General features: G+C 71.9%; 18 protein-coding genes and 1 pseudogene. 6 read left to right on the top strand and 13 right to left on the bottom strand.

Going from position 1 to position 22,042, the window contains the following annotated elements:
* The first annotated feature begins 183 nt into the window (after positions 1-183).
* Both OO63_RS03960 and OO63_RS03955 read left to right on the top strand, forming a co-directional pair.
* Positions 184-1,221: an AraC-like ligand-binding domain-containing protein gene (locus OO63_RS03960; RefSeq protein WP_031192477.1), complete on the top strand. Its 1,038-nt coding sequence runs from the start codon at positions 184-186 to the stop codon at positions 1,219-1,221.
* Between the two features lie 132 nt (positions 1,222-1,353).
* Positions 1,354-1,740 carry a peptidase inhibitor family I36 protein gene (locus OO63_RS03955; RefSeq protein WP_030356496.1) on the top strand — a complete coding sequence of 129 codons (387 nt, stop codon included), beginning with the start codon at positions 1,354-1,356 and terminating at the stop codon, positions 1,738-1,740.
* 27 nt (positions 1,741-1,767) lie between these two features.
* Here the strand turns inward: OO63_RS03955 and OO63_RS03950 are convergent, their stop codons facing one another.
* The 3 genes from OO63_RS03950 to OO63_RS03940 form a co-directional block, all read right to left on the bottom strand.
* Positions 1,768-2,967: a low temperature requirement protein A gene (locus OO63_RS03950; protein WP_030356495.1), complete on the bottom strand. Its 1,200-nt coding sequence runs from the start codon at positions 2,965-2,967 to the stop codon at positions 1,768-1,770.
* Positions 2,968-3,043: 76 nt separating this feature from the next.
* The gene (locus OO63_RS03945) at positions 3,044-4,582 is read right to left on the bottom strand and encodes a carboxylesterase/lipase family protein (RefSeq protein ID WP_030356494.1); all 1,539 of its coding nucleotides are present in this window, start codon (positions 4,580-4,582) and stop codon (positions 3,044-3,046) included.
* A 290-nt stretch (positions 4,583-4,872) separates the two neighbouring features.
* Positions 4,873-5,442 (bottom strand): TetR/AcrR family transcriptional regulator, encoded by a 570-nt coding sequence (locus OO63_RS03940; RefSeq protein WP_030356493.1) that lies wholly within the window; start codon positions 5,440-5,442, stop codon positions 4,873-4,875.
* A 70-nt stretch (positions 5,443-5,512) separates the two neighbouring features.
* Here OO63_RS03940 and OO63_RS03935 point away from each other — a divergent pair, with 70 nt between their 5' ends.
* Together OO63_RS03935 and OO63_RS03930 are read left to right on the top strand one after the other, a co-directional pair.
* Positions 5,513-6,406 carry an NADP-dependent oxidoreductase gene (locus tag OO63_RS03935; protein ID WP_030356492.1) on the top strand — a complete coding sequence of 298 codons (894 nt, stop codon included), beginning with the start codon at positions 5,513-5,515 and terminating at the stop codon, positions 6,404-6,406.
* A 105-nt stretch (positions 6,407-6,511) separates the two neighbouring features.
* Positions 6,512-7,621 carry an FAD-dependent oxidoreductase gene (locus tag OO63_RS03930; protein ID WP_030356491.1) on the top strand — a complete coding sequence of 370 codons (1,110 nt, stop codon included), beginning with the start codon at positions 6,512-6,514 and terminating at the stop codon, positions 7,619-7,621.
* Here OO63_RS03930 and OO63_RS03925 read toward each other — a convergent pair.
* The 10 genes and pseudogenes from OO63_RS03925 to OO63_RS03880 all read right to left on the bottom strand — a co-directional run bounded on the left by OO63_RS03925 (position 7,590) and on the right by OO63_RS03880 (position 19,752).
* Complete coding sequence (locus OO63_RS03925) at positions 7,590-8,387, bottom strand: ABC transporter ATP-binding protein (RefSeq protein ID WP_030356490.1); 798 nt, start codon at positions 8,385-8,387, stop codon at positions 7,590-7,592. The genes OO63_RS03930 and OO63_RS03925 overlap by 32 nt on opposite strands.
* Positions 8,384-9,379 (bottom strand): FecCD family ABC transporter permease, encoded by a 996-nt coding sequence (locus OO63_RS03920; RefSeq protein ID WP_030356489.1) that lies wholly within the window; start codon positions 9,377-9,379, stop codon positions 8,384-8,386. The genes OO63_RS03925 and OO63_RS03920 overlap by 4 nt, the downstream gene beginning before the upstream one ends.
* A 44-nt stretch (positions 9,380-9,423) precedes the next feature.
* Positions 9,424-10,428, bottom strand: a complete 1,005-nt coding sequence (locus OO63_RS03915) for a FecCD family ABC transporter permease (RefSeq protein WP_051810513.1) — start codon at positions 10,426-10,428, stop codon at positions 9,424-9,426.
* A 74-nt stretch (positions 10,429-10,502) separates the two neighbouring features.
* The gene (locus tag OO63_RS03910; protein WP_030356487.1) at positions 10,503-11,498 is read right to left on the bottom strand and encodes an ABC transporter substrate-binding protein; all 996 of its coding nucleotides are present in this window, start codon (positions 11,496-11,498) and stop codon (positions 10,503-10,505) included.
* Between the two features lie 73 nt (positions 11,499-11,571).
* Positions 11,572-12,462, bottom strand: coding sequence for a siderophore-interacting protein (locus tag OO63_RS03905; RefSeq protein WP_030356486.1), 891 nt, complete (start codon positions 12,460-12,462; stop codon positions 11,572-11,574).
* Positions 12,463-12,678: 216 nt separating this feature from the next.
* A pseudogene (locus OO63_RS03900) lies at positions 12,679-14,271 on the bottom strand (glycoside hydrolase family 30 protein); the annotation flags it as partial.
* Between the two features lie 45 nt (positions 14,272-14,316).
* On the bottom strand, positions 14,317-16,416 hold the full coding sequence (locus OO63_RS03895) for a beta-galactosidase (protein WP_030356484.1): 2,100 nt from the start codon (positions 16,414-16,416) through the stop codon (positions 14,317-14,319).
* A 53-nt stretch (positions 16,417-16,469) separates the two neighbouring features.
* Entirely contained in the window at positions 16,470-17,813 is a 1,344-nt protein-coding gene (locus OO63_RS03890; RefSeq protein WP_030356483.1) for an ABC transporter substrate-binding protein, read from the bottom strand.
* A gap of 76 nt (positions 17,814-17,889) precedes the next feature.
* On the bottom strand, positions 17,890-18,831 hold the full coding sequence (locus tag OO63_RS03885; protein ID WP_030356482.1) for a carbohydrate ABC transporter permease: 942 nt from the start codon (positions 18,829-18,831) through the stop codon (positions 17,890-17,892).
* A gap of 3 nt (positions 18,832-18,834) precedes the next feature.
* Positions 18,835-19,752: a carbohydrate ABC transporter permease gene (locus OO63_RS03880; RefSeq protein ID WP_030356481.1), complete on the bottom strand. Its 918-nt coding sequence runs from the start codon at positions 19,750-19,752 to the stop codon at positions 18,835-18,837.
* A 278-nt stretch (positions 19,753-20,030) separates the two neighbouring features.
* Here OO63_RS03880 and OO63_RS03875 point away from each other — a divergent pair, with 278 nt between their 5' ends.
* The gene (locus OO63_RS03875) at positions 20,031-21,023 is read left to right on the top strand and encodes a LacI family DNA-binding transcriptional regulator (protein WP_030356480.1); all 993 of its coding nucleotides are present in this window, start codon (positions 20,031-20,033) and stop codon (positions 21,021-21,023) included.
* A 345-nt stretch (positions 21,024-21,368) separates the two neighbouring features.
* On the top strand, positions 21,369-22,025 hold the full coding sequence (locus OO63_RS03870; RefSeq protein WP_078618874.1) for a CAP domain-containing protein: 657 nt from the start codon (positions 21,369-21,371) through the stop codon (positions 22,023-22,025).
* Positions 22,026-22,042 lie beyond the last annotated feature (17 nt).

Genomic DNA, 22,042 nt, shown 5'->3' with positions numbered 1-22,042 from the left:
GTACGGTCCCCCGGAGCGGGTGGGGACGCGGGAGGAGCGGGGCCGAATGGCCGCCTGAGCGGGGTGAAGGCGGGACGGAGAGCGGCGGGCACCGGCACCGTGGAGCGGGCTCTGCTGGTCGAGAATCGGACCTCTGGGCGGAACCGTCTGCTTCCTGGTTGCCCGGCGAGGCAGCATCGTGGGATGTCCACTCTCGATGAGACCTCAGGGCGGCAGGGGGACGTGGCGGGACCGGTGCTGGAGGTGAGCACCGACAGCGTCCCGGCACCTGACCGGTTCGACTGGTGGGCCGAGATGGTCGGCAACGAGGTCATGCCCGTGACCGTGCGCAGCGCGCACGCGGCCGTGTTCCAGGGCCGGGCGAACGCCGTCGAACTCCCCGACAGCCAGGTGGCGTTCTTCGGGTTCTCCCCGATGACAGCCCGTCGCTCCGCGGTACAGATCCGCCGTTCCGACCCCGAGGTGTACTACCTCGTCCTGGTGCACGGCACTCCGATCCGCCTCGAGCAGGAGCGTGGCGTGGTCTGCCTCGGGCCGGGCGACATGGCATTGTTCTCCACCTCGCACCCGCTGGCGTGCGACTTTCTGGACCGCGGCCGGCAGATCCGGCTCACCCTGATGAGGCTGTCCCGGTCCCTGCTTCCGCTGGCGGGCGGCAAGGCGGACCGGTTGCTGGCCGAACCCCTGTCCACCCGGGCCGGTTCGGCGAGGCTGCTGGGCTCCTACCTCGCGGGGCTGCCCGACGCCGCCCGCGAAGGCGGTCCGCAGGAGCGGGCCCGGCTCGGCCGCATCGGCGTGGACCTGGCGGCCGCCGTGCTGGCGGGGCGGCTCGGTGCGCAGGGCTGCCTCCCCGCCGAGAGCCGCACATCGGTGCTCCTTGCCCGCGTCAACGCGTTCATCGACGACCACCTCGGCGACCCCGAGTTACGCCCCGCCGCCATCGCCGCCCACCACCACATCTCCGTACGGACCCTCCACCTCCTCTTCCGCGACGAGCCGGACACCGTGGCCGCCACGATCCGGCGCCGCCGCCTGGAGCGCTGTCACGCCGACCTGACCGACCCTCATCAGCGACGCCGCACGATCACCGAGATCGCCGCTCGCTGGGGCTTCCACCGCCCCGCCGACTTCAGCCGTGTGTTCCGCAACGCCTATGGACTGCCTCCGAACGAGGCGCGGGCGCTTGCGCTGGATGCGAAGGATTCCTGCGCTGACTGCTGAGGACTCCCCGGCCGGGCCGGGCCACAGTGGGGCCCAGGTGCGGACCGTCCCTACGCCGGAGCATCGGCGCACCAGAGCCTCGCGACATCCGGATCCGCACCCCGACCCACAGTCGAGGAAGGGAAGTTTCCTGTGCGTGCGACTCGTTCGCTGTTCGTCGCCTCCATGGCCGTGGCGGCCACGCTCGGCACCGTTCCACTCGCGTCGGCGTCCCCGACCCCCGCCCCCGCCCCCGCCCCGGCGGCGTACAACTGCCCCGCCGCGTACTTCTGCATCTACAGCAGCTGGAACGGCACCGGCGAGCGCTGTATCTGGCAGAGTGCGCAGCGCGCCAACACGGCCGATGACTGCGGCTTCATCCAACGGGGGGTGAACGTGCTGTCGGTGGCGAACAAGACCACCCACCGGAAGCAGTACTACAAGGCCACGAACTACAACCAGCGTGTGGGCTCCACTGCGGCCGACACGGAGGGAAACCTGATGGGCAACTACCAGATCCGCTCCTTCAGGCCGCAGTAGCCCTCCGCACCAGGGCCCCTCACACCCTCATCGGTGTGGGGGGCTCGGCGTGGTCGGCCGCCCCTCCAGAGCCAGCACCCCCGCCACCACCCCCGCCAGCATCACCAGCGCGACCAGCGCCGGTACCACCGCGACCACCACCCCCGCGCAGAGACAGAGCGCGCCGCCGGCGATCAGCGGCACAGACCGTTGCCCGGCAGTGCGCAGCAAGATCGCCGCGGCGGCGGCCAGGAACACCCCCACACCGCCGGGAAGCGCCCAGGCCACCACCCCGTGCAACGGCTCCGACAGGTCGTAGTGCCCGGTGTCGGCGACCTGCTTGAGGACCTTCTTCATCCCCAGCGCGGTGAGCACGACCCCACCGACGAGCGGCAGATGCAGGAAGGTGTAGACGTCACGCGCGAAGCGGATCTGGTCGTCACCGTCCAACGCCTCGAGCCGGTGCTCGGCCGCGGCGCTCACCCGCCCGAAGTAGACCCGCCACAGCCCCGCCACCACGAGCAGCCCCACCGCGGCCGCTCCCAGTACGGGCCAGGTCAGGGTGAACCCGGACACACCCACTCCGATGGCGACGATCGACTCACCGAGGGCGATGATGACGATGAGTCCGTGCCGTTCGGAGAAGTGCTCGGGTGAGGCCACGCGCCAGCCGGAGCCGCCGACGAGGTAGATCCCGAAGTAGTCGACCGCCACGGCGCCGAGCCAGAGCAGTACTTGCGTGCGGCCGCTGAAGGCGCTGCCGGCCAGGAGCAGGACGAACGGCGGCGCCACGGACAGCAGCGCGGTCCGCCGCAAGGTGGCCCGGAGCACCGGGTCGGCCGGGGCGGACATCCAGTACGTGACGAGATGCAGCACCCGCACGGCCCCGTAGCACAGGACGAAGACGAGCGGCACCGGCAGCCCGCCGGCGGCGTCCGTGTACACCTCGGGCACGGTCAGCGAGACGACCATGACCACGGCCATCACCGCGACGAGCACCCCGAACACCGCCCCGGAGTCGGCTCGCACCACGTTCCCCAGCCAGGCGAAACAGCACCAGCACCACCACAGCAGCGCGAGCACGACGCCCGCGCCGAGCAGCCGCAGCGGGGTCGGGTCGGCCGCCATGAGCGCGGTGACCTGTGTGATGGCGTACACGAAGACCAGGTCGAAGAACAGCTCTGCGGGTGTGACGCGATGCCCGTCCTCCGTCGGAACTATCCGCGCACGCTCACCACTTGTGGCCACGACTCCCCCTCCTGACCGAACCCGCCGCCCGGTCGAACACCGGCGGAACAATACCCAGTGCCGCGCGGCCGGGCTCTCACCGGCCGAGCAGTGGCAGGGCAGCGAAGGGATGGTCCTGCCACAGCAGGCGGGAGGTCTGCTCCGGGTCGGGGGCGACGGCCGGGTGGGTGTCGAAGAGCCGGGTGAGGCGTCGCTCGCTGTCGTACGCGGGCCAGCCCGGGTCGCCGTGGGTGGCGAACGCCGTCCAGGCGCCCCGGAGGTGCGCCGAGACCGACTCGGCCTCCGCGGAGGGGCCTTCGCCGAGGAGGGCGGCGGTCTGACCGTGGGTCAGGTTGCCGAAGACGAGCGGCACGTCGAGGCCGTGGCAGGCCCCGAGTGCGCCGCCCATGCCCGGCGCGGACCAGGTCAGTTCGTAGACGTGGGCGCGGCCACCGGCCCGGATGTGGGCCTCGGCGAGGTGGAGGGACGGCATGCGGAACAGCCAGTCCGCGTGGACGCGTTCGTACAGCTCGTCCGGGCCCGCGTCGGGGAGCGCTTCGCGGTAGCGGCGGGGGCCGTCGTGGTCGGGGGCGAAGACGCGCAGGGCGGTCTCGGCCTGCTCCTCGGTGACCTGGCCGAGCGTGCCGTCGATCGCGCCGAACAGCCGCTGTTCGTCGCGCGTGTGACCGGCGATCAGCTCGATGTCCCGGGCGGCGCCCTCGGCCAGCGCCTGCCAGGGCGTGGCGGGCAGGACGTCGCCGTCGACGACGGGCGCGAACGGGATCGTGCGGTGTGCGGGACGGCCCCAGCGCTCCGCCCACTGGGCGATCTTCGCGGTGACGGCGTCGCCGGTGGCGGAGAGCCGGGCAGGGTCCACGGTGGCCAGGTCCGCCACCGTGGGCCGGAGGGTCAGCTCGGCGGCGCAGGCCGCCGTCACGTCGGCGGCGATCTCCGGCGAGAAGCAGGTGCCCTGGACGCTCTGCGCGACGGCCCGGTGGAACAGCCCCTTCGCCCGGTCCATCGCCAGCAGGGCGGCGACCGAGCCGCCGCCCGCCGACTGCCCGAAGACGGTGACCCGGTCCGGGTCCCCGCCGAACGCCCGGATGTTGTCGCGCACCCACTCCAGCGCGGCGACCTGGTCGAGCAGGCCCCGGTTGGCCGGCGCCCCTTCGATCTGCGCGAAGCCCTCGATGCCGACGCGGTAGTTGAACGTCACGACCACGACGCCGCCCTCACGCGCGAGGCGGCCGCCGTCGTACTCGGGCAGCCCGGACATGCCGATCACATAGGCGCCGCCCTGGATCCACACCATCACCGGCAGTCCGGCGCCCGGGTCGGGCGACCAGACGTTCACCGTCAGCCAGTCGTCCCCGGGCGCCTCCTGTGCGAGCCCGTCCATCCCGAACACCCCCGCCTGGGGCGGCGGCGGTCCGTAGGCGAGGGCCGTCCGCTCCCCGTTCCACCCGCGCGCCGGCCGGGGCGCGGCGAACCGCAGCTCGCCGACGGGTGGTTCGGCGAACGGGATGCCCCGGAACACCGCCACGCCCTCTTCGCTGCGGCCGCGCACCGCCCCGGCCTCCGTGTGGACCAGCGGAGCGGAGTGGGAGCCGGACGACGGGGGCGCGGCAACGGACATCACAGCCACCTCTCGGAAGGAAGCGAGTCGGGCAAGCAGGTCGGGAAGGAGAGGAGGAACGAGGTGGAACGAGAAGGACCGAGAAGGAACGCCGTATGCCTCGTGGGTCGCCTCACTCGATGCCCCGCGGATCGTCCCACTCGGCCGCCGACGGACGCGAACGATTTAGGGGCCTCCTCAAGCCGGGCCCCTCATGAGCGGCGTCCTGCGCCGCCACTCCGTCTGACGCCCAGGCGTTCGCGCCGGAGGATCACTGACGCGGCCCGAACTGTTGCTCGCCGCGGATCGGGTCAGGCGGCCGCCCAGGCCGCCTCGACCATCGTGAAGATCTCGTCCACGGCACCCTGCGGGTCGGCCGCGTCGCGGGCCAGCGCGTAGGCGTCGATCACGAACCTCGCGAGCGTCCGGCAGGCCGTCGCGCTCTGCGGCAGGCCGGGGTCGGCGACGAGGGCCGTCGCGAGGGACTCCGCGTGGCGCAGCCTCATCGACTCCTCGTACTCCCGCAGGGCACGTGACTCGTCGATCATGCGGTAGATCGGGGCGCTGCCGTCCGCCGTGCAGTGCAGGACCATGGCGTGGATCTCGCGGCGCAGCGCGGGGACGAGCGGTTCGTCCGGGGCGCGGTCGGTGACCGCCCGCGTGAGGCGCTGCTCGAAGTCGTCGTCCCGCTCGAAGACGAGGGCCTCCTTGGAGGCGAAATGGGAGAAGAGCGTCGTGACGGCCACGTCGGCCTCGGCGGCGACGTCACGGATGCCCACCTCGTCGTACCCGCGCTCCAGGAAGAGCCGCAGAGCGGTGTCGGCGATCTTCTGGCGGGTCGCGGCCTTCTTGCGCTCACGGCGTCCGGTCGGCACGGTCATGCCCTGACGCTATCAGGTGCGAAACCGTAGCTGTTCCAAAACACTAACCGTTAGTGTTACGTTCGTCGGCATGAAGAGAGTGAGCTTCGCCGAGTTCGGCGGTCCGGATGTCCTGCACCTCATGGATGCCGAGGAGCCCCACGCGGGCCCCGGCCAGATACGCGTCGCCGTGCGGGCGGCGGGCGTGAACCCCGTCGACTGGCGGATCAGGGAAGGGCAGTTCCAGCAGGTCCGCCCGGTCGCGCTGCCTGCCGGAGTCGGGCAGGACGCCGCCGGGGTGGTGGACGAGGTCGGCGCGGGCGTCGAGGGGGTCGAGGTCGGCGACCGCGTGTTCGGGCGCGGCTCGGCCGCCTATGCCGAGTACGCCGTGCTCGCGGCCTGGGCGCGGATGCCCCGGGGGCTGACGTTCGAGGAGGCCGCCGGGTATCCCTCGGTGGTGGAGACGGCGCTGCGCGTCATCGAGCAGGTCGGTGTGCGGCCCGGGGAGACGCTGCTGGTCAGCGGCGCCTCCGGGGGCGTCGGTTCGGCAGTCCTGCAGATCGCCCGCGACCGCGGCATCACGGTGATCGGCACGGCCGGTGCGGCGAACCAGGAGTATCTGCGCGGCCTCGGCGCGCTCGCCACGACGTACGGCGAGGGCTGGGTCGGGCGGGTGCGCGGGCTCGGCCGCGTCGACGCGGCGCTCGACCTGGCGGGCTCGGGCGTGATCCGCGAACTCGTCGGCCTGACCGGGGACCCGGGCAAGGTGATCTCCATCGCCGACCTCGGCGCGCCGGACCTCGGCGCCCGGTTCTCCGGCGTGACCGGGGACGTGCCGAAGGCCCTCGCGGAGGCCGTCGGCCTCATCGAGCGGGGCAGGCTCCACATCCCGGTCGAGAAGACGTACGCGCTCGCCGATGCCGCGGCGGCCCACGCCGACAGCCAGGCCGGTCACACGCGAGGGCGCAGGGTCATCGTCGTCTGAGCCGTCACCCGCCCGGGCGGGCCCGGCGCCTCGCCTTCCCCTCCAGCGATCCCGCCGGGCCCGCCCGGCCGTTGACGCGACACACCGCGACACACAAGGAGCACCATGCACACCCCTGTCACCATCATCGGCGCCGGACTCGGCGGCCTCTTACTGGCCCGCGTCCTGCACGTCCACGGCATCCCGGCCACGGTCCACGAGGCGGAGCCCTCACCGACGTCACGCACGCAGGGCGGGATGCTCGACATTCACGAGCACAGCGGCCAACTCGCGCTCGCTGCGGCCGACTTGACGGACGAGTTCCGCGGCATCGTCCTGGAGGGCCGCCAAGCGACACGGCTCCTGGACCGGGCCGGGACCGTCCTGTTCGACCAGGCCGACGACGGCACGGGCACGAGCCCCGAGGTGCAGCGCGGCGAACTGCGCCGGCTCCTGCTCGACGCGCTCCCCGACGGCACCGTCCGCTGGGGCCACAAGGCCACCGGCGCCCGCGCACTCCCCGGCGGCCGCCACGAGGTGACGTTCGCCGACGGCACCACCGCCGTCACGAGCGTGCTGGTCGGCGCCGACGGAGCCTGGTCGCGCGTCCGGCCGCTGCTCTCCACCGCCGTACCCGCCTACGTCGGCCGGTCCTTCGTCGAGACCTTCCTGTACGACGCCGACACCCGCCATCCGGCCGCCTCGAAGGCGGTGGGCGCCGGGACGCTCGCCGCGTTCGACCCGGACGGGCACGGGAAGTGGCTCGTGGCCCACCGGGAGAAGGACGGGACCCTGCACGCCCACCTCTCCCTGACAAAACCTCAGGACTGGTTCGCGGCCATCGACTTCACCGATCCCGTCGCGGCCTCCGCGCGGATCGCGCGGGAGTACGACGGCTGGGCGCCGGAACTCACCGCCCTGATCACCGCGTCCGGGCCGACGCTGCGCCCCCTCTACGCCCTGCCGGTCGGGCACCGCTGGGACCGGGTGCCGGGAGTGACCCTGCTCGGCGACGCCGCCCACCTCTCGCCCCCCGACGGCGCGGGCGCCAACCTGGCCATGCAGGACGGCGCCGACCTCGGCCTGGCCCTCGCCGCGCACCCCGACGACGTCGAGACCGCCCTCGCGGCGTACGAGCAGGCGCTGTTCCCGCGCAGCGCGGCGGCCGCCGCCGTGGCCCCCCGCGACCCCACGCCGCAGGAGATCATCGACTTCTTCGCGCCCCCTGCACGGTAGGAACCACCATCGGGGTGTCCGTCACCGGATCCGGGATGACGACGCTCGGCAGGTCGAAGACGTCCTTGATCAGGGCGGCGTCGACGACCGTGCCGGGCTCGCCCTCGGCCACCACGCGGCCGCTCTTCATGGCGATCAGGTGGTCGGCGAACCGGCAGGCCTGGTTGATGTCGTGCAGCACGGCGACGATCGTGCGGCCTTCGTCGCGCAGCCCGGCGAGGAGGCCGAGGAGTTGGTACTGGTGCGTGATGTCCAGGAACGACGTCGGCTCGTCCAGGAGCAGGCAGGGCGTCTCCTGGGCGAGGACCATGGCCATCCAGACCCGCTGGCGCTGACCGCCGGACAGCTCCTGCACCGGCCGGTCGGCGAGGTCGTCGACGCCGGCGGCGGCCATCGCGTCGACGACGGCGTCCTCGTCCTGCTGCGACCACAGGGCAAGGAGCGACTGGTGCGGGAAGCGGCCGCGGCCGACGAGTTGGCGGACCTTGATGTCGTCGGGGGCGAGGGGGTCCTGCGGCAGGAAGCCGAGTTGCTTGGCCAGTGCCTTGGTGGCGTAGGCGCCGATGCCGCGGCCGTCGAGCCGCACCTCCCCCGTGTCCGGGCGAAGGAGGCGGACGAGTGCGCGCAGCAGGGTGGACTTCCCGCAGGCGTTGGGGCCGACGATGGCGGTGAAGGCGCCGTCGGGCACGTCGAGGCTCAGCCGGGTGGACACCACCCGGTCTCCATAGCGCAGGGTGATGTCCCGCGCGGTCAGGCGTGCGGTCACGCGCGCGCCACCTCCTTGGTGAGCAGCCAGATCAGATAGCAGCCGCCGATCGCGGTGCTGACCACTCCGACCGGCAGGGCGACGGGGGCGAGGAGCATCTGCGCGATCAGGTCGGCGCCCTGGAACAGGACGGCCCCGGTGAGCGCGGCGGGCAGCAGCGGTACGCCCGCCGCGCCCGCGAGCCTGCGGCCGATCTGCGGTGCGGCGAGCGCGATGAACGCGACCGGTCCGGCGACCGCGGTCACCGTGGCCGTGCAGCCGACGCCGACGAGGACCATCAGGAGGCGCAGCCGGTCGAGGCTCACGCCGGTGGTCACGGCGACGGCGTCGCCGAGTGCCGCCTGGTGCATGGCGTGCGCGCGGGCGGCCATCAGGGCGAGGAGCACGCCGATCACCGTGAACGGGATGCCGAGGTCGCCCCAGCCGACGCCGTTCAGCGAGCCCGCGCTCCAGCCGACCGCCGCGATCGCGACCTCCAGGTCGGCGCGCAGCACGATCCACGAGTTGAGGGCGGTCACCATCGCGTTGACGGCGACGCCGATCACCACCAGGCGCAGCCCGGAGAACCCCCGGTCGTACGCGAGGACGTAGATCACGGCCGCGACGACGAGCCCGCCGAGCACGGAGCCGACGGCCAGTTGCACGGACGCGCCCGAGAGGACGGTCAGGGCGACCAGGGCGCCGGTGTAGGCACCGGCGTCGAGGCCGATGACGTCCGGGCTGCCCATGGGGTTGCGGGTGAGGTTCTGGAAGAGGGCGCCGGAGACGCCGAGGGCGGCGCCGAAGACCAGGGCGGCGAGCACGCGCGGCAGCCGCCAGTCCTGGATCACGACGGAGGGCTCTGCCCCGCTCAGCGCGGCGAACACCTCGCCGGGGCTCTTCCAGGACGCGCCGTAGCAGAGTCCGAGCAGGCCGAGCCCGAGGATCAGGGCGGTGAGGACCAGGGTGAGGATCACCGTGCGGCGCTCGGGCCGCAGTCCGAGTGCGGTCAGGGGGCCGCGGCGCCGCGCGGGAGCGGCGACGGCCTCGCGCCCGGTCACAGCGCCCCCGCCCCGTGGCGGCGGACGGCCCAGATCAGCATCGGCCCGCCGAGGAACGCGGTCACGATCGCGACCGGCACCTCGCCCGTGGGAAGCAGCACCCGTGAGCCGATGTCAGCGACGAGCAGCAGGATCGGGCCGACGACCATCGTGTAGGTGATCAGCCACGGCACCGAGCCCCCGGCGGGCCTGCGCACCAGGTGCGGCACGATCAGGCCGACGAACAGGATCGGCCCCGCCACCGCCGTCGCCGCGCCGCTGAGCACGGTGATCAGGGCCAGGGCGGCGATCCGCACGCGGCCCACGCTCGCGCCCAGCGTGTTGGCCACGCTCTCGCCGAGGGCCAGGACGTTGAGGGTCCGGCTCAGGAGCAGCGCGCCGACCAGGCACACCCCGATCGCGGTCAACGGCCAAGCGAGCGGCGCCTGTTCGCGGGCCGCGAGCGAGCCGACCGACCAGAAGCGGTACGCGTCGAAGACGTCCGGGACCATCAGCCGCAGCCCCATGGCGACGCCGCTGAGGACCGCGGTCAGGGCCACGCCGGTGAGCACGAGACGCAGCGGCGAGCGGCGCCCGACGGCGGCGACGAGCAGTGCCGCGAGCACGGAGCCGACGACGGAGAAGCCCAGTTCGCCCGCCTGGCCGCCGGTCAGGCCGAGCGCCGAGCCGAGGGTGATGGCGAACCCGGCTCCCGCGGTGACGCCGAGGATGCCGGGCTCGGCCAGCGGATTGCGGGCCAGCGTCTGGATGAGGGCACCCGCCACGGCGAGCGCGGCACCCACCGCGACGGCGAGGAGCGCGCGCGGCGCCCGGACGTCCCGCACGATCACGTGGTCGTCGGTGCCCCGGAAGTCGAGGAGCGCGCGGACGACTTCGGCGGGCGGCACCGAACGGGCGCCGATGCCGATGCTGACCACGGCGACGACCGCCAGGAGGACGAGTCCGCCGACGAGCAGGGCGACACGTGAGGTGCCACGCCCCGGCGCCTGCACGCCGGACACGCGGCTCCCTTGTTCCGTCGCCCCGGACGCGCGGCCCTCCTGTGCCGTCCCCCCGGACGCGCGGCCCGCGGCCGTCACCGCTTCAGGAGCGGAGCGAACGACTTGTCGATCGCGTCCAGGGTCTTCATGGCCGACCCGTAGGTCGCGGCCTCGGTGTAGCGCAGCGGGAAGGTCTTCCCGGCCTTGACAGCGGGCAGGTTCTTCCACAGCTTCGAGTCCATGACGTACCGCACCGCCTTGGGGACGCTGCCGTCGGCCTGGACCGAGTACGTGATGGCGTCGGCGTCGCGGAGCGAGGCGGGCAGTTCCTCGAGGGAGGGGTACTCGCTGACCGCGTGCGAGCCGGGGCCTGGCTTCTTGACCTTGCCGTAGTACTTCGCGCCCATGTCCTCGGCGATGTTCGTGCCCCACGAGTTGCCGAACTCGCGCTGGAAGGTGCCCTTGGCGACCTCGCCGTACGCCCCGACGTGACCGAGCTTGAGCTGCGGCAGCACGCCCTTGTACTTCTTGGCGAGCTTCGCGGCCTTGGCCTCGTACTGCTCCTGCATGGCGTCGAACTTCTTCAGCGAGCCCGCGGCGTCGGACTGCTTGCGGGTCAGCTTGCGCCACGCGGACGGCACGGTCGGGCCGATCGCCACCACCGGTGCGATGGACTCCAGGCGCTTGACGTCGATGTCGCCGAGCACCGGGGCGGGCACGCCGATGACGATCAGGTCGGGTTCGGCCTCGGCGATGGCCTCGTAGTTGGTCTCCTTGGCCAGCTCGCCCGCCACCTTGGGGAGTTTCTTGTACGTGGCGAGGTCCTTCTTGCTCATCAGCGGCTCCCCGCGCTTCCACGAGGAGATGCCGACCAGCGACGCGTCGGCCTCGATCATGGCGGGCACGGCGTAGCCCGTCGCCACCACGCGCTTCGGGTCGGCCGGGATGGTGATCTTGCCGTTGTCCGCGGCGAACACCCGGGTCCTGCCCTTGCCCGCGGAGTCCGAGTCGTCCTTGGACGACCCGCACCCGGTCACGACGAGGGCCAGCGCCACGGCGCCGACCAGGGCCGACGATCTGCGGATGAACATGCGTTGCTCCTTGCTCTGCGGGAGGGCGCGCCTGGTCCGGCGGCGTCGCCCCGCCCCCCGTTCGACGGATGGGTCAGTGGTGGTCGACGTGCTCGTGGCCGTGGTCATGGCCGTGCTCGTGCTCGTCGTCGAAGTCGGCGACGCCGCGCTTCCAGTAGCCGGTGATGTCGTGGTCGCCCTTCGCGAGGCGCAGGTCGTCGCGGACCCAGCGGCGCAGCGGTTTGATCTGTCCCGCCTCGCCCGCGGCCCACACGAAGACGCGCTCGCCCTCGGGCACGGTCACGGCGGTCACGGCGCGCGCGAGGGCGTCGCCGGTGCCGGGCGGGCGGTCGCCGCGGTGCAGCCAGCGCACCTCGACGCCGTCGGGCGCGGACAGCTCGATCTCCTGGTCGGCGTCGGTGACTTCGACGAACGCCCAGCCCTTGGCGCTCCTGGGCAGTTCCTCGAGCCGGCGGGCGATGGCGGGCAGCGCCGTGATGTCGCCCGCGAGCACATAGCGGTCGTAGACGTGCGGGACGATCAGCCCGCCGGGCGGCCCGGCGACGTGGATGACGGAGCCCACGTAGACGCCGTGCGCCCAATCCGACGCGAGGCCGCCCTCGTGCAGGGCGATGTCGATGTCGATCTCGCCCGTGGCCGGGTCGTGGCGGCGCACGGTGTACTCGCGCGAGGTGGGCACGGGGCGCGGCCAGCGCAGCATGGTCCCGTTCGGTTCGGGCAGCCGCAGCGTGCCGTCGGGCTCCGGGAACAGCAACTTGACGTGTTCGTCGGGCGCGTGGGCCTCGAACCCCTCGGTCTCGGGACCGCCCAGGGTCACCCGCAGCAGGCCCGAGCCGACCATGGTGACGCCCACGACATCGACCAGGCGGATGCCGATCGGGTAGCCCACCTTCTCGGCGTGCTCGCCCGCGCGGACCTCCGCGATCCGCTCCAGGTGACGGTGCCGGTGGTCGATCAGGCTCATGCGGCACCGCCCGTCAGCGGTGCCGGTCCGGGCCGCTCCGCCCGGACGCGGCCCGGCCGGGGTTTCGGTCGCCCGGCTGACCAGGGCGACCGAGCCCGCCCTGCCTCCGTGTTCCAAGTCGGCATGGAATCCCCTCCCCTGAGTGAAACCTAGGAAAGGCTAACCTAACTTAGATCTTGCTTCGGAGGTCAGGGCCCTCCCCCGGTCTCACCGGCGCCCGGAGACCCCCTCGACCACGAGGCTGGTGACCGACTCGGCGGGAACGGTGACCGTGGCCCGCCGGTCGGTGACCCGGACCGGGTCCTGCCGTTCCAGGGCGCCGTCCGCGCTGGTGACGACCGGTGTCACGGTCGCGTCCGGGCCGACGGAGGCGAACTTCGACAGGTCCACCGTCACCGAGCGCTCCGCCCCGGTGGAGTTGACGTGGACGACCGTGGCGCCCTTGCCGTCGGCGTCGAGCGCCGCCGCGCTGGAGGGCTCGTCCACCGTGATGAGACGGTCGCCCGGGCGGATGTGGTGGGTGAAGTTCCTGGCCGTGTCGAACTTGGTGTTGGTCCTGATGGGGCAGGTCTTCAGGGTGTCCTCGGCGGTGCAGTCGAAGGGGAGCTGGATGCTGCCCCAGTTGCCGCCCCTGGCGCTCTCACCGCCGGGCTTCATGTTGTTGTAGTCCTCGACGGGCTGCCAGAACACCCAGGCCGTGGGCTCCAGTTCGCGCAGGTCGTCGACCATGTGCTGGGCCAGGCCGAGGCCCGACCTCATGTCCTCGAAGTCCTGCCCGTCCGGGTCCCACTCCCCCTCGACCTCGCTCATCCACAGCGGCTTGCCCGCCGCCTCGGCCAGGTCCCGCACGGTGGTGCGGCCCCCGGTGCCGTACGTGTGGACGTTGAGCTGGTCGACGAGGCGCCGCACGTCGTCCGGGTAGGAGTTCCAGTTCTCGGCGAACTTGGTGGGGTTGGTCTCGTCCATCGCCGAGATCTTCGTGCGGGACGTGTACTTCCGCAGCGCCGGGGCCAGCGAGCGGATGACCTGGCTCTGGAGCCCCGGGCCCATGTGCGCGCCCTCCTGGCGGCCGCCGACGGGCTGTCCGTCGGGGCCGAGCCTGGTGCTCCAGTAGTCGGTGTTGGGCTCGTTGAAGGGGTCGAGCGTCTTCACCTTGATGCCGTGCGCCTTCTCCAGGCGCCGCGTTGCGCCGGCGAGGTACGCGGTGAAGTCGTCCACGGAGTCCGGCTTGAGCTGGTCCTCGTTGGCGTCGAAGCCCCCTGAGACGTAACCGCTCTTCGTCATGAACCACGGGGGCGAATTGCTGAACGTCTCCCAGTGGTCGATCCGCGACTTGATCCGGTCGACCCACCAGCGCTGGGGCTTGTCCGCGTCGCCCTTCCAGTGGGCGGGGTTCGCGGGGTCCCACCACTCGGTGTCCTCGCGGGTCGTGCCCTCGGGTGCCTGCCACCACCCCTGGACCGCGCCACCGGCCCGGAGGTAGTCCTTGACGTCAGGGGCGTTGCCGCCGCCGATGTTGTAGCGGGCGATGTTGAGGGCGAGGCCGTCGGCGCCGAACAGCAGCTCGGCGAGTTCGTTGCGGATCTCGTCGGGGTAGCCGCCGGTGGCGTTGGCGAACCAGACCAGGCTGGTGCCCCACCCCTCGAACCGCTGCTGCGCGTTCACGGGGTCGGGGCTGACGGTGACGGAGTCGGCGGCCGTGTGCTCGGCCGCGGGTGACGGTGGGGCGGCGGCGAGTGCGGTGACCGCGGCCAGGGCGGTGACGCCGAGGACGGTCGGCAGCGGTCGCTTGCGGGTGCCGTGTGCCATCGTGATCCCTTCTGGAGTTGTCACTTCGGGTGGGGTGCCGTGCTGTCAGGGAGCGGGCTCGCGCAGGACTGCGACGCCGCGCGGGGGCAGGGTGAGGTGGCTCTGCGGGACGTCTTCGCGGGTGCCGGTGAGCACGTCTTCGTGGGCACCGATGAGCACGTCCCCGACCAGGCCGGTCACGGTCACCGCCTCGTCGGTGCGGTTGACCAGGAACAGGTACCGGTGGTCCTCGGTCCGGCGGACCGTCAGCTCGACCCGGCCGCGCGCGGCGGCGGGGAGTTCGCTCCGGACCTCGGCCGCGTCGAGCAGCCGGGGCAGGAGCCCGGCAAGACCCTCCGCGCCCAGGCGGGTGCCGACGTAGGCGGCCGTCCCGCTCCCGGCGCGCCGGCGGGTCACCACCGGTCGACCGGCGTGCTCACCCGACCGGTACTCGGCGAGGACCTCCACGGCGGGGTCGACGACGTCGACGCGGTCGGCCCACAGCGTGCCCGTGAGATCACCGTCAAGAGACAGGGCGTCACCGTCCACAGCCACGGCATCCCCGTCCAGGAGCGGCCCGAACTCCTCCACCCTGACCCCGAGCAGCTCCCGCAGCGCCCCCGGATAACCCCCCAGCCACACGTGGTCGTTCTCGTCGACGACGCCGGAGAAGTACGTGGTGACCAGGTGGCCGCCGCCCTCCGCGTACCGGGTCAGCCGAGCGGCCAGCTCCCCGGGCACCACGTGCAGGACGGGCGCGACGAGCAGCCGGTACGGGGCGAGGTCGGCGTCCGTCGTGATCACGTCGGCGCGGATCCCGAGCGCGAGCAGCGCGGAGTACCAGTCGAGTGCCTCCTGGCGGTAGTCCAGGCGGGAGGTGGGGTGGGAGTCCTGTTCGCCGGCCCACCACGACTCCCAGTCGAAGAGGACCGCGACGGCGGCCGGTTCGCGCACGGAACCGGCGACCGGCGCCAACTCGACGAGTGTGGCGCCGAGTTCGGTCACGCCGCGGAAGACAGCGCTGTCCTCCCCCGCGTGCGGGACCATCGCCGAGTGGTACTTCTCGGCTCCGGCCGCCGACTGGCGCCACTGGAAGAAGCAGATGCCGTCGGCGCCGTGGGCGACGTGCAGCAGCGAGTCGCGGGCGAGGTCGCCGGGGCGCTTCGCGACGTTGACGGGCTGCCAGTTGACGGCGCTCGTGGAGTGCTCCATCACGTACCAGGGCCGCCCGCCCGCGATGCCGCTGACGAGGTTCGCGGAGAACGACAGCTCGTCGCGGTCCTGGGGGCCGGGGTGGACGTAGTGGTCGTTGGAGACGAAGTCGACCTCGCGGGCCCAGTCGGCGTAGTTCATGCCCTTGGTGCCGCCCATCACCATGAAGTTGCTGGTCACGGGCGTCTCGGGGGTGAGGCGGCGCAGGATGTCCCGCTCGGCGCACAGATAGTCCTTCAGCGCGTCGGACGAGAAGCGCTTGAAGTCCAGCTGCTGGGTGGGGTTGGGGTGCGACGCGGCGAGGCGGGGCGGCAGGATCTGGTCCCAGTCGCTGTAGCGCTGGGACCAGAAGGCCGTGCCCCAGGCGTGGTTGAGCCGGTCCAGGCTCTGGTACCGGTCGCGCAGCCAGAGCCGGAAGGCGCGGGCGGCGTCGTCGGAGTAGTCGTAGACGTTGTGGCAGCCCAGCTCGTTGTTGACGTGCCAGGCCACCAGGGCCGGATGGCCCGCGTACTGCTTCGCCATCGCGGAGACCAGCCGGAGCGCGTACTCGCGGAACACCGGCGACGTCGGCCGCCAGTGCTGCCGCGCGCCGGGCCAGACCGTCGCACCCTCGGCCGTGACCGGCAGGATCTCCGGGTGCGCCGTGGTCAGCCACGGCGGGGGCGACGCCGTGGCGGTGGCGAGGTCGACGGCGATGCCGTGGGCGTGCAGGAGGTCCATCAGCTCGTCGAGCCACGCGAAGTCCCAGACGCCGTCGTCGGGTTGGACGCGCGCCCAGGAGAAGATCCCCAGGGAGACGAGGTTGACCCCCGCCCGGCGCATCAGCCGGACGTCCTCCTGCCACACCTCCCGGGGCCACTGCTCGGGGTTGTAGTCGGCGCCGTAGGCGAGCCGGGCGCGGCTGCCGCCGTCCGGTGCGGGCAGCAGGCGGGGCAGGGTGGTACGACGGTTCATCGTCACTCTCGTCCTTCGAGCGTCGTGGGAGCGGCTTTCGGAGCGTGGCCGGGTCACTCGTGGACGGTGAACCCCTGCTGCTTGCCGTACTCGGCCAACTTGCGCTGCCAGGACTTCAGCCCGTCGGCGAGCGGCGTGCCCGACACGTACGCCTTGCCCGCGGTGTCGTTGAAGACGGAGTTGGAGTAGACCTGGAACGGCAGGTACGACCAGTCGTCGGGGACGCGCGCCGCCGACTCGGCGAAGACCTGGTTGGCCTTCTGCCCGCCGAAGTAGGGGAACTTGGTCTGCTGGAACCTGTCCGACGTCAGATCGGTGTTCGTCGCGGGGAAGGAGCCCTCCTTGATGCGGGTCTGGACCCCGGCTCCGTGGTTGGCGTACTTGACGAAGGCGTACGCGAGTTCCTTGTTCTTGCCGGCCGTCGGCAGGGCCAGGGAGCTGCCGCCGTTCTCCGCACTGGTCTTTCCGCCCTTGGTCCACTGCGGCAGCGGCGCCACGCGCCAGTCCCCCGCGCCGGATTTCACGCCGGAGGCGAGGTTGGCGGGCATCCAGGCGCCGATGGCCAGGGTCGCGATGGTGCCCTTGGCCATGCCCTGGTACCACTCGTCGCTCCAGGACGTGACGGGCGCGAGGAGCTTGTCGTCGATCAGCTTCTGCCACGTCTTCGTGTAGGCGGCGGCGCCCTTGTCCTTGAAGCTGATGCCGACGTCGGTCTTGTCCTTGACGTCGAAGGGCCGTGAACCCGCCTGCCACAGCAGGCTGGTGGTCAGGCCCGCGTCGCCGGTGTCGTTGGTGATGTACACCTCGGGGTCGGCCTTGTGCAGGGCGCGGGCGGCGTCGACGTACTCGTCCCAGGTGGTGGGCACGGCGATGTCGTGCTTGTCGAAGAGCTTCTTGTTGTAGAAGAGCGCCATCGGGCCGGAGTCCATCGGCAGGGCGTACGTCTTGTCGCCGCCCTGGCTGACGGCGCTCCAGGGGCCGCGGGAGTAGCTGCTGGCGAGCTTGGCCGCGCCGAAGCCCGACAGGTCGGTGATCGACTCCTTCAGGGCGAACTGGCCGAGGGCGTAGTACTCGATCTGTGCGACGTCGGGGACGCCCTTGCCCGCGGACATGGCGTTCTCCAGGGCGGTGTACTGCTTGTCGTTCGTGCCCGCGTTGACGAGGTCGACCTCGACGCCCGGGTGCTCCTCCTCGAAGTCCTCCGCGACCTTCTTCAGTGTGGGCTCCCAGGCCCACACCGTGATCTTTCCGCCCTTCTTCAGGGCCGCGTCGATGTCCTTTCCGGATACGTTCTTCGGGCTCTGTCCGTCGTCGGAGGAGCCGCAGGCGGCCGCTCCCAGGGTCAGTGCGCAGACGACGGCGAGACCGCGCAGGGCACGGCGGGTGTGCAACGGCATGGACGAGTTCCCCTTGGCTGGACGTGCGGATCGGTGTGCGGAAGTGAGCGAGCGGGGCCGGGTCGGGCGCGGAGCGCTATTCCTTGACGCTTCCGGCGGCGAGGCCCGACTGCCAGAACTTCTGGAGCAGCAGGAAGGCGGCGATGAGCGGCAGGATGGTGATGAGCGAACCGGTGATCACCAGGTGGAAGACGGGCTCGCCGCCCGCCGTCGAGGCCTGGGCGTTCCAGCTGTTGAGGCCCAGGGTGAGCGGATACCAGTCGGGATCCTTGATCATGATCAGCGGCAGGAAGTAGTTGTTCCAGGTCTGCACCATCGTGAACAGCAGGACGGTGACCATCCCGGGCGCGAGCAGCGGCAGGCACACCTGGATGAAGGTGCGCAGCTCCCCGGCGCCGTCGACGCGCGCGGCCTCGAGCAGCTCGGCGGGGATGGCCTCGGTGGCGAAGACCCACATCAGATAGAGGCCGAACGGCGAGATGAGCGAGGGGATGATGACGGCCCAGGGGGTGTTGGTCAGGCCCAGCTCGCCGAACATCAGGAAGGTGGGCACCGCGAGGGCGGTGCCGGGCACGGCGACCGCCCCGATGACCACGGCGAAGACGACGCGCTTGCCGGGGAAGTCGAACTTGGCGAGGGCGTAGCCGCCGAGGACGGCGAGGACGGTGGCTCCTCCGGCGCCGAGGACGACGTACACCAGGGTGTTCAGGAGCCAGCGGGTGAAGACGCCGTCGTTGTAGGTGAAGGTCTCCCTGACGTTGTCCCACAGGGAGAAGTCGCCGCCGAACCACAGGCCGAACGAATCGGCCAGGCCCTCCTGGGACTTGGTGGCGCTGATGACGAGCCACAGCAGGGGCACGAGGGTGTAGAGCACGACCAGGCCGGTGAGCAGGGTCAGCGGGACGCTGCGGCGGGGGCGGGCCAGGCTGTGGCGGGGACGCCGGGCGGGGCGCAGGCGCGGCGGCGGGGCGTGCCTCGCGCGGGGGGCTCTGGCGGCGGTTCTGGTGGGGGTGGCCATGGGTCACGCTCCCTTGCGCATGCCGCGGAGCTGGACGACGTACGCGATGACCATGGTGATCAGGCCCATGATGATCGCGACCGTCGCGGAGTAGTTCTGCTGCTGTCCGTTGAACGACAGCGAGTAGGTGTAGAGGTTGGGGGTGTACGAGGTGGTGATGGCGTTGGGCGCGAGGTCCTGGAGGATGCTCGGCTCGTTGAAGAGCTGGAAGCTGCCGATGATCGAGAAGATGGTCGCGATGACCAGCGCGCCGCGGATCGCGGGGATCTTGATGGCGGTGATGACGCGCAGCTGCGAGGCGCCGTCGATCTCCGCGGCCTCGTACAGGGAGCGCGGGACCACGCGCAGCGCGGAGTAGAAGATCAGCATGTTGTAGCCGACGAACTCCCAGGTCACGATGTTGCCGATGGAGGCGAGCACGAGGTCCGGTGAGAGCGGGTCGGGCAGCTCGGTGCCGAAGGCGTCGTTCACGTCGCCGACGAGTCCGAACCGGGTGCCGTACATGAAGCCCCACATGAGGGTGGCGACCACGGCGGGCACGGCGTACGGCAGGAAGATCGATATCCGGAAGAAGCTCTTGCCGTAGAGCCGGCCGCTGTCCAGGGCGAGCGCCACGAGCAGCGCGATCCCCAGCATGATCGGCACCTGGACGGCGAGGAACAGCGCCACCCGGCCGAGCCCCTCCCAGAACTCCGGGTCGTCCAGGGCCCGTTGGTAGTTGTCCAGGCCCACGAAGGTGGTGCCGCCGATCAGCCGGTCCTGGAAGAGGCTCAGATAGATCGAGTAGGCGATGGGGGCCAGGAAGACCAGGGCGAAGACCAGGGCGAACGGGGCGACGAACCCCCATCCCGTCCAGGACCGCCGCCGTCGCGGCGGGGGTGGGCCCGCGCGTCCGACGGCCGCGGATTGCAGTGTTGCCATGACAAGTCCCCTCGTGCTCGCCTCGCGCCCGCCGGGGCGCGCCTTGCGATGTTTACGTAAACATCAATGGCCGGAAAGGGCCGCTGGTCGTGTTATGTTTACGTAAACATTGAGTGGGAGATGTCTACACTGCGCCGCAGCGGAGGGTCAAGAGGCTGCGCGGGACTCGACTTTGAGTGCGGGGAAGGGTGCAAGTGACAACCAGTGGAACACCTGCGGGCGGGCGTCGGACGCCGGGCCGCCGCGGCGGGGCGCCTCGCCGCAAACAGGGCGCGTCCATGATCGACGTCGCGCGCCTGGCCGGCGTCTCCGGCCAGACCGTCTCCCGGGTCTCCAACGGCTTCCCCGGCGTCACCGAGGAGACCCGCGCGCGGGTCCTGGAGGCGATGACGGAGCTGGGATACCGCCCCAACAGCGCCGCGCGGGCCATGCGCCGCGGCGAGTTCCGCACCATCGGCGTCGTCACGTTCACGCTGTCGACGACGGGGAACGTCCACACGCTCGACGCCATCGCGCGCTCCGCGGCCCAGGAGGGGTACGCGGTCACGCTGCTCCCGGTCGCGGTCCCCACGCAGGACGAGGTGCGCGGCGCCTTCTCCCGCCTCGGCGAGCTGGCCGTGGACGCGATCATCGCCATCATGGAGGTGCACCTCCTGGACGCGTCCTCCCTGGTCCCGCCGCCCAACGTCCGGGTCGTCGTGGCCGATTCGCACGCCGGCGACCGCTACAGCGTGGTGGACACCGACCAGGCGGGCGGCGCCAGGACCGCGGTGGACCATCTGCTCGCCCTCGGCCATCGGACGGTGTGGCACCTGGCGGGACCCGAGGAGTCGTTCGCCGCCCAGGGCCGCGAGGGCGCCTGGCGCGCCACCCTGGAGGCGGCGGGCCGCGACGTGCCGACCGCCCTGCGCGGCGACTGGACCGCCGAGTCGGGCTACCGTGCGGGGCTCCTGCTGGCCGAACAGCCGGACTGCACCGCGGTGTTCGCCGCCAACGACCAGATGGCCCTCGGCGTCATGCGCGCCCTGCACGAGAAGGGCCGCTCGATCCCCGGGGACGTCAGCGTCATCGGCTTCGACGACATCCCCGACGCGTCCTCCTTCTTCCCGCCCCTGACCACCATCCACCAGGACTTCGACCAGGTCGGCCAGCTCCTCGTGGAGAGCGCCCTGCGGCAGATCCGCACCGGGTCCGGCGAGCAGGGGACGACGCTCGTGCCGACGCATCTCGTGGTGCGCGAGAGCACGGGGGCTCCGTCGGCGGGGCGCTGACGACTTCGCCAGGGGGCGTCGACGGCGGGGCACACAGGTCCGCCGCTCACCCGTGGAAGGCACGCGCGCGTAGGCGTGGGGGAACACTACGCGCGCGTGCCGGTCGAGGGCGCCATCAACTCCGGTGCGTGTACTGATGGTTGGCGCCGCTTCGGCGGGCGGGCCCGGCATGGAACGGCAGCGCATCGGCTCTGCCCGTCAGGGTGGCGTGGGTGCGGCCGGGGCGGGATGGACTTTCGCGTACGGCCCCATGGACTCTCGTACGCGAAAAAGTGTTGTCTCCGGGCGCCCAGCCGCTCTCCTATACGCCGGACCGACCGGCGGGCACCATAGAGCGGAGCAGACATGCACCTGGATCACGACGACACGCAGAGCCGGACCCCCGCCCCGGAGGCCGGGGCCGCCGACGGCGAGCGGCGCGGCCGTCACGGGCGGAACACGCGCGGGCGCAGGGTCCGTGTCCTGGCCGGTGGCGTCGTGGCGGCCGCCGTGGTCGCCTCGGTGGGTACGTACGCGCTGGCCAACCCCTCCGGTGCGGACGACCGGCGCGAGGACGCGGCAGCCGACGCCGCCCCGCGCGCCAAGACCCCGCCGAAGCGCCCGGCGGTGAGCAAGTCCGCGAAGTACGCGAAGCAGCTCCTGGTCCTCGTGAACAAGGAGCGGGCCAAGGCGGGTTGCCGTGCCCTGCGCCTGGACCGCCGCGTGCAGACCGCCGCGATGGCACACGCCAAGGACATGGCGGCCCGGAACTACTACGACCACACCAGCCCGGAGGGCGTGAGCGCGGGGGACCGGATGCGCAAGGCCGGCTACTCCGCCGGGGCCTGGGGCGAGAACATACACAAGGGCCCGAAGGGCCCCAAGACCGCGATGCGCGACTGGATGCGCAGTGCCGGGCACCGCAAGAACATCCTCAACTGCTCCTACAAGGACTTCGGCGCCGGTGTCAGCCTGAAGGCCAACGGACCTTGGTGGGTGCAGAACTTCGCCACCAAGCGCTGACCCCGCAGCACGCCGGG

Origin of the sequence: Streptomyces alboflavus, assembly GCF_000716675.1 — a bacterium.
GTDB classification, from domain to species: Bacteria; Actinomycetota; Actinomycetes; order Streptomycetales; family Streptomycetaceae; genus Streptomyces; species Streptomyces alboflavus.
Note: the sequence above shows the minus strand (reverse complement) of the source record. Positions and strands in the feature narration are given on the sequence as shown.

Coding starts and splice junctions, on each gene's coding strand:
- OO63_RS03890 (WP_030356483.1), bottom strand. CDS start 17,813: ATGCCGTTGCACACCCGCCGTGCCCTGCGCGGTCTCGCCGTCGTCTGC.
- OO63_RS03905 (WP_030356486.1), bottom strand. CDS start 12,462: ATGAGCCTGATCGACCACCGGCACCGTCACCTGGAGCGGATCGCGGAG.
- OO63_RS03885 (WP_030356482.1), bottom strand. CDS start 18,831: ATGGCCACCCCCACCAGAACCGCCGCCAGAGCCCCCCGCGCGAGGCAC.
- OO63_RS03875 (WP_030356480.1), top strand. CDS start 20,031: ATGATCGACGTCGCGCGCCTGGCCGGCGTCTCCGGCCAGACCGTCTCC.
- OO63_RS03870 (WP_078618874.1), top strand. CDS start 21,369: ATGCACCTGGATCACGACGACACGCAGAGCCGGACCCCCGCCCCGGAG.
- OO63_RS03895 (WP_030356484.1), bottom strand. CDS start 16,416: ATGAACCGTCGTACCACCCTGCCCCGCCTGCTGCCCGCACCGGACGGC.
- OO63_RS03960 (WP_031192477.1), top strand. CDS start 184: ATGTCCACTCTCGATGAGACCTCAGGGCGGCAGGGGGACGTGGCGGGA.
- OO63_RS03940 (WP_030356493.1), bottom strand. CDS start 5,442: ATGACCGTGCCGACCGGACGCCGTGAGCGCAAGAAGGCCGCGACCCGC.
- OO63_RS03935 (WP_030356492.1), top strand. CDS start 5,513: ATGAAGAGAGTGAGCTTCGCCGAGTTCGGCGGTCCGGATGTCCTGCAC.
- OO63_RS03910 (WP_030356487.1), bottom strand. CDS start 11,498: ATGTTCATCCGCAGATCGTCGGCCCTGGTCGGCGCCGTGGCGCTGGCC.
- OO63_RS03930 (WP_030356491.1), top strand. CDS start 6,512: ATGCACACCCCTGTCACCATCATCGGCGCCGGACTCGGCGGCCTCTTA.
- OO63_RS03880 (WP_030356481.1), bottom strand. CDS start 19,752: ATGGCAACACTGCAATCCGCGGCCGTCGGACGCGCGGGCCCACCCCCG.
- OO63_RS03945 (WP_030356494.1), bottom strand. CDS start 4,582: ATGTCCGTTGCCGCGCCCCCGTCGTCCGGCTCCCACTCCGCTCCGCTG.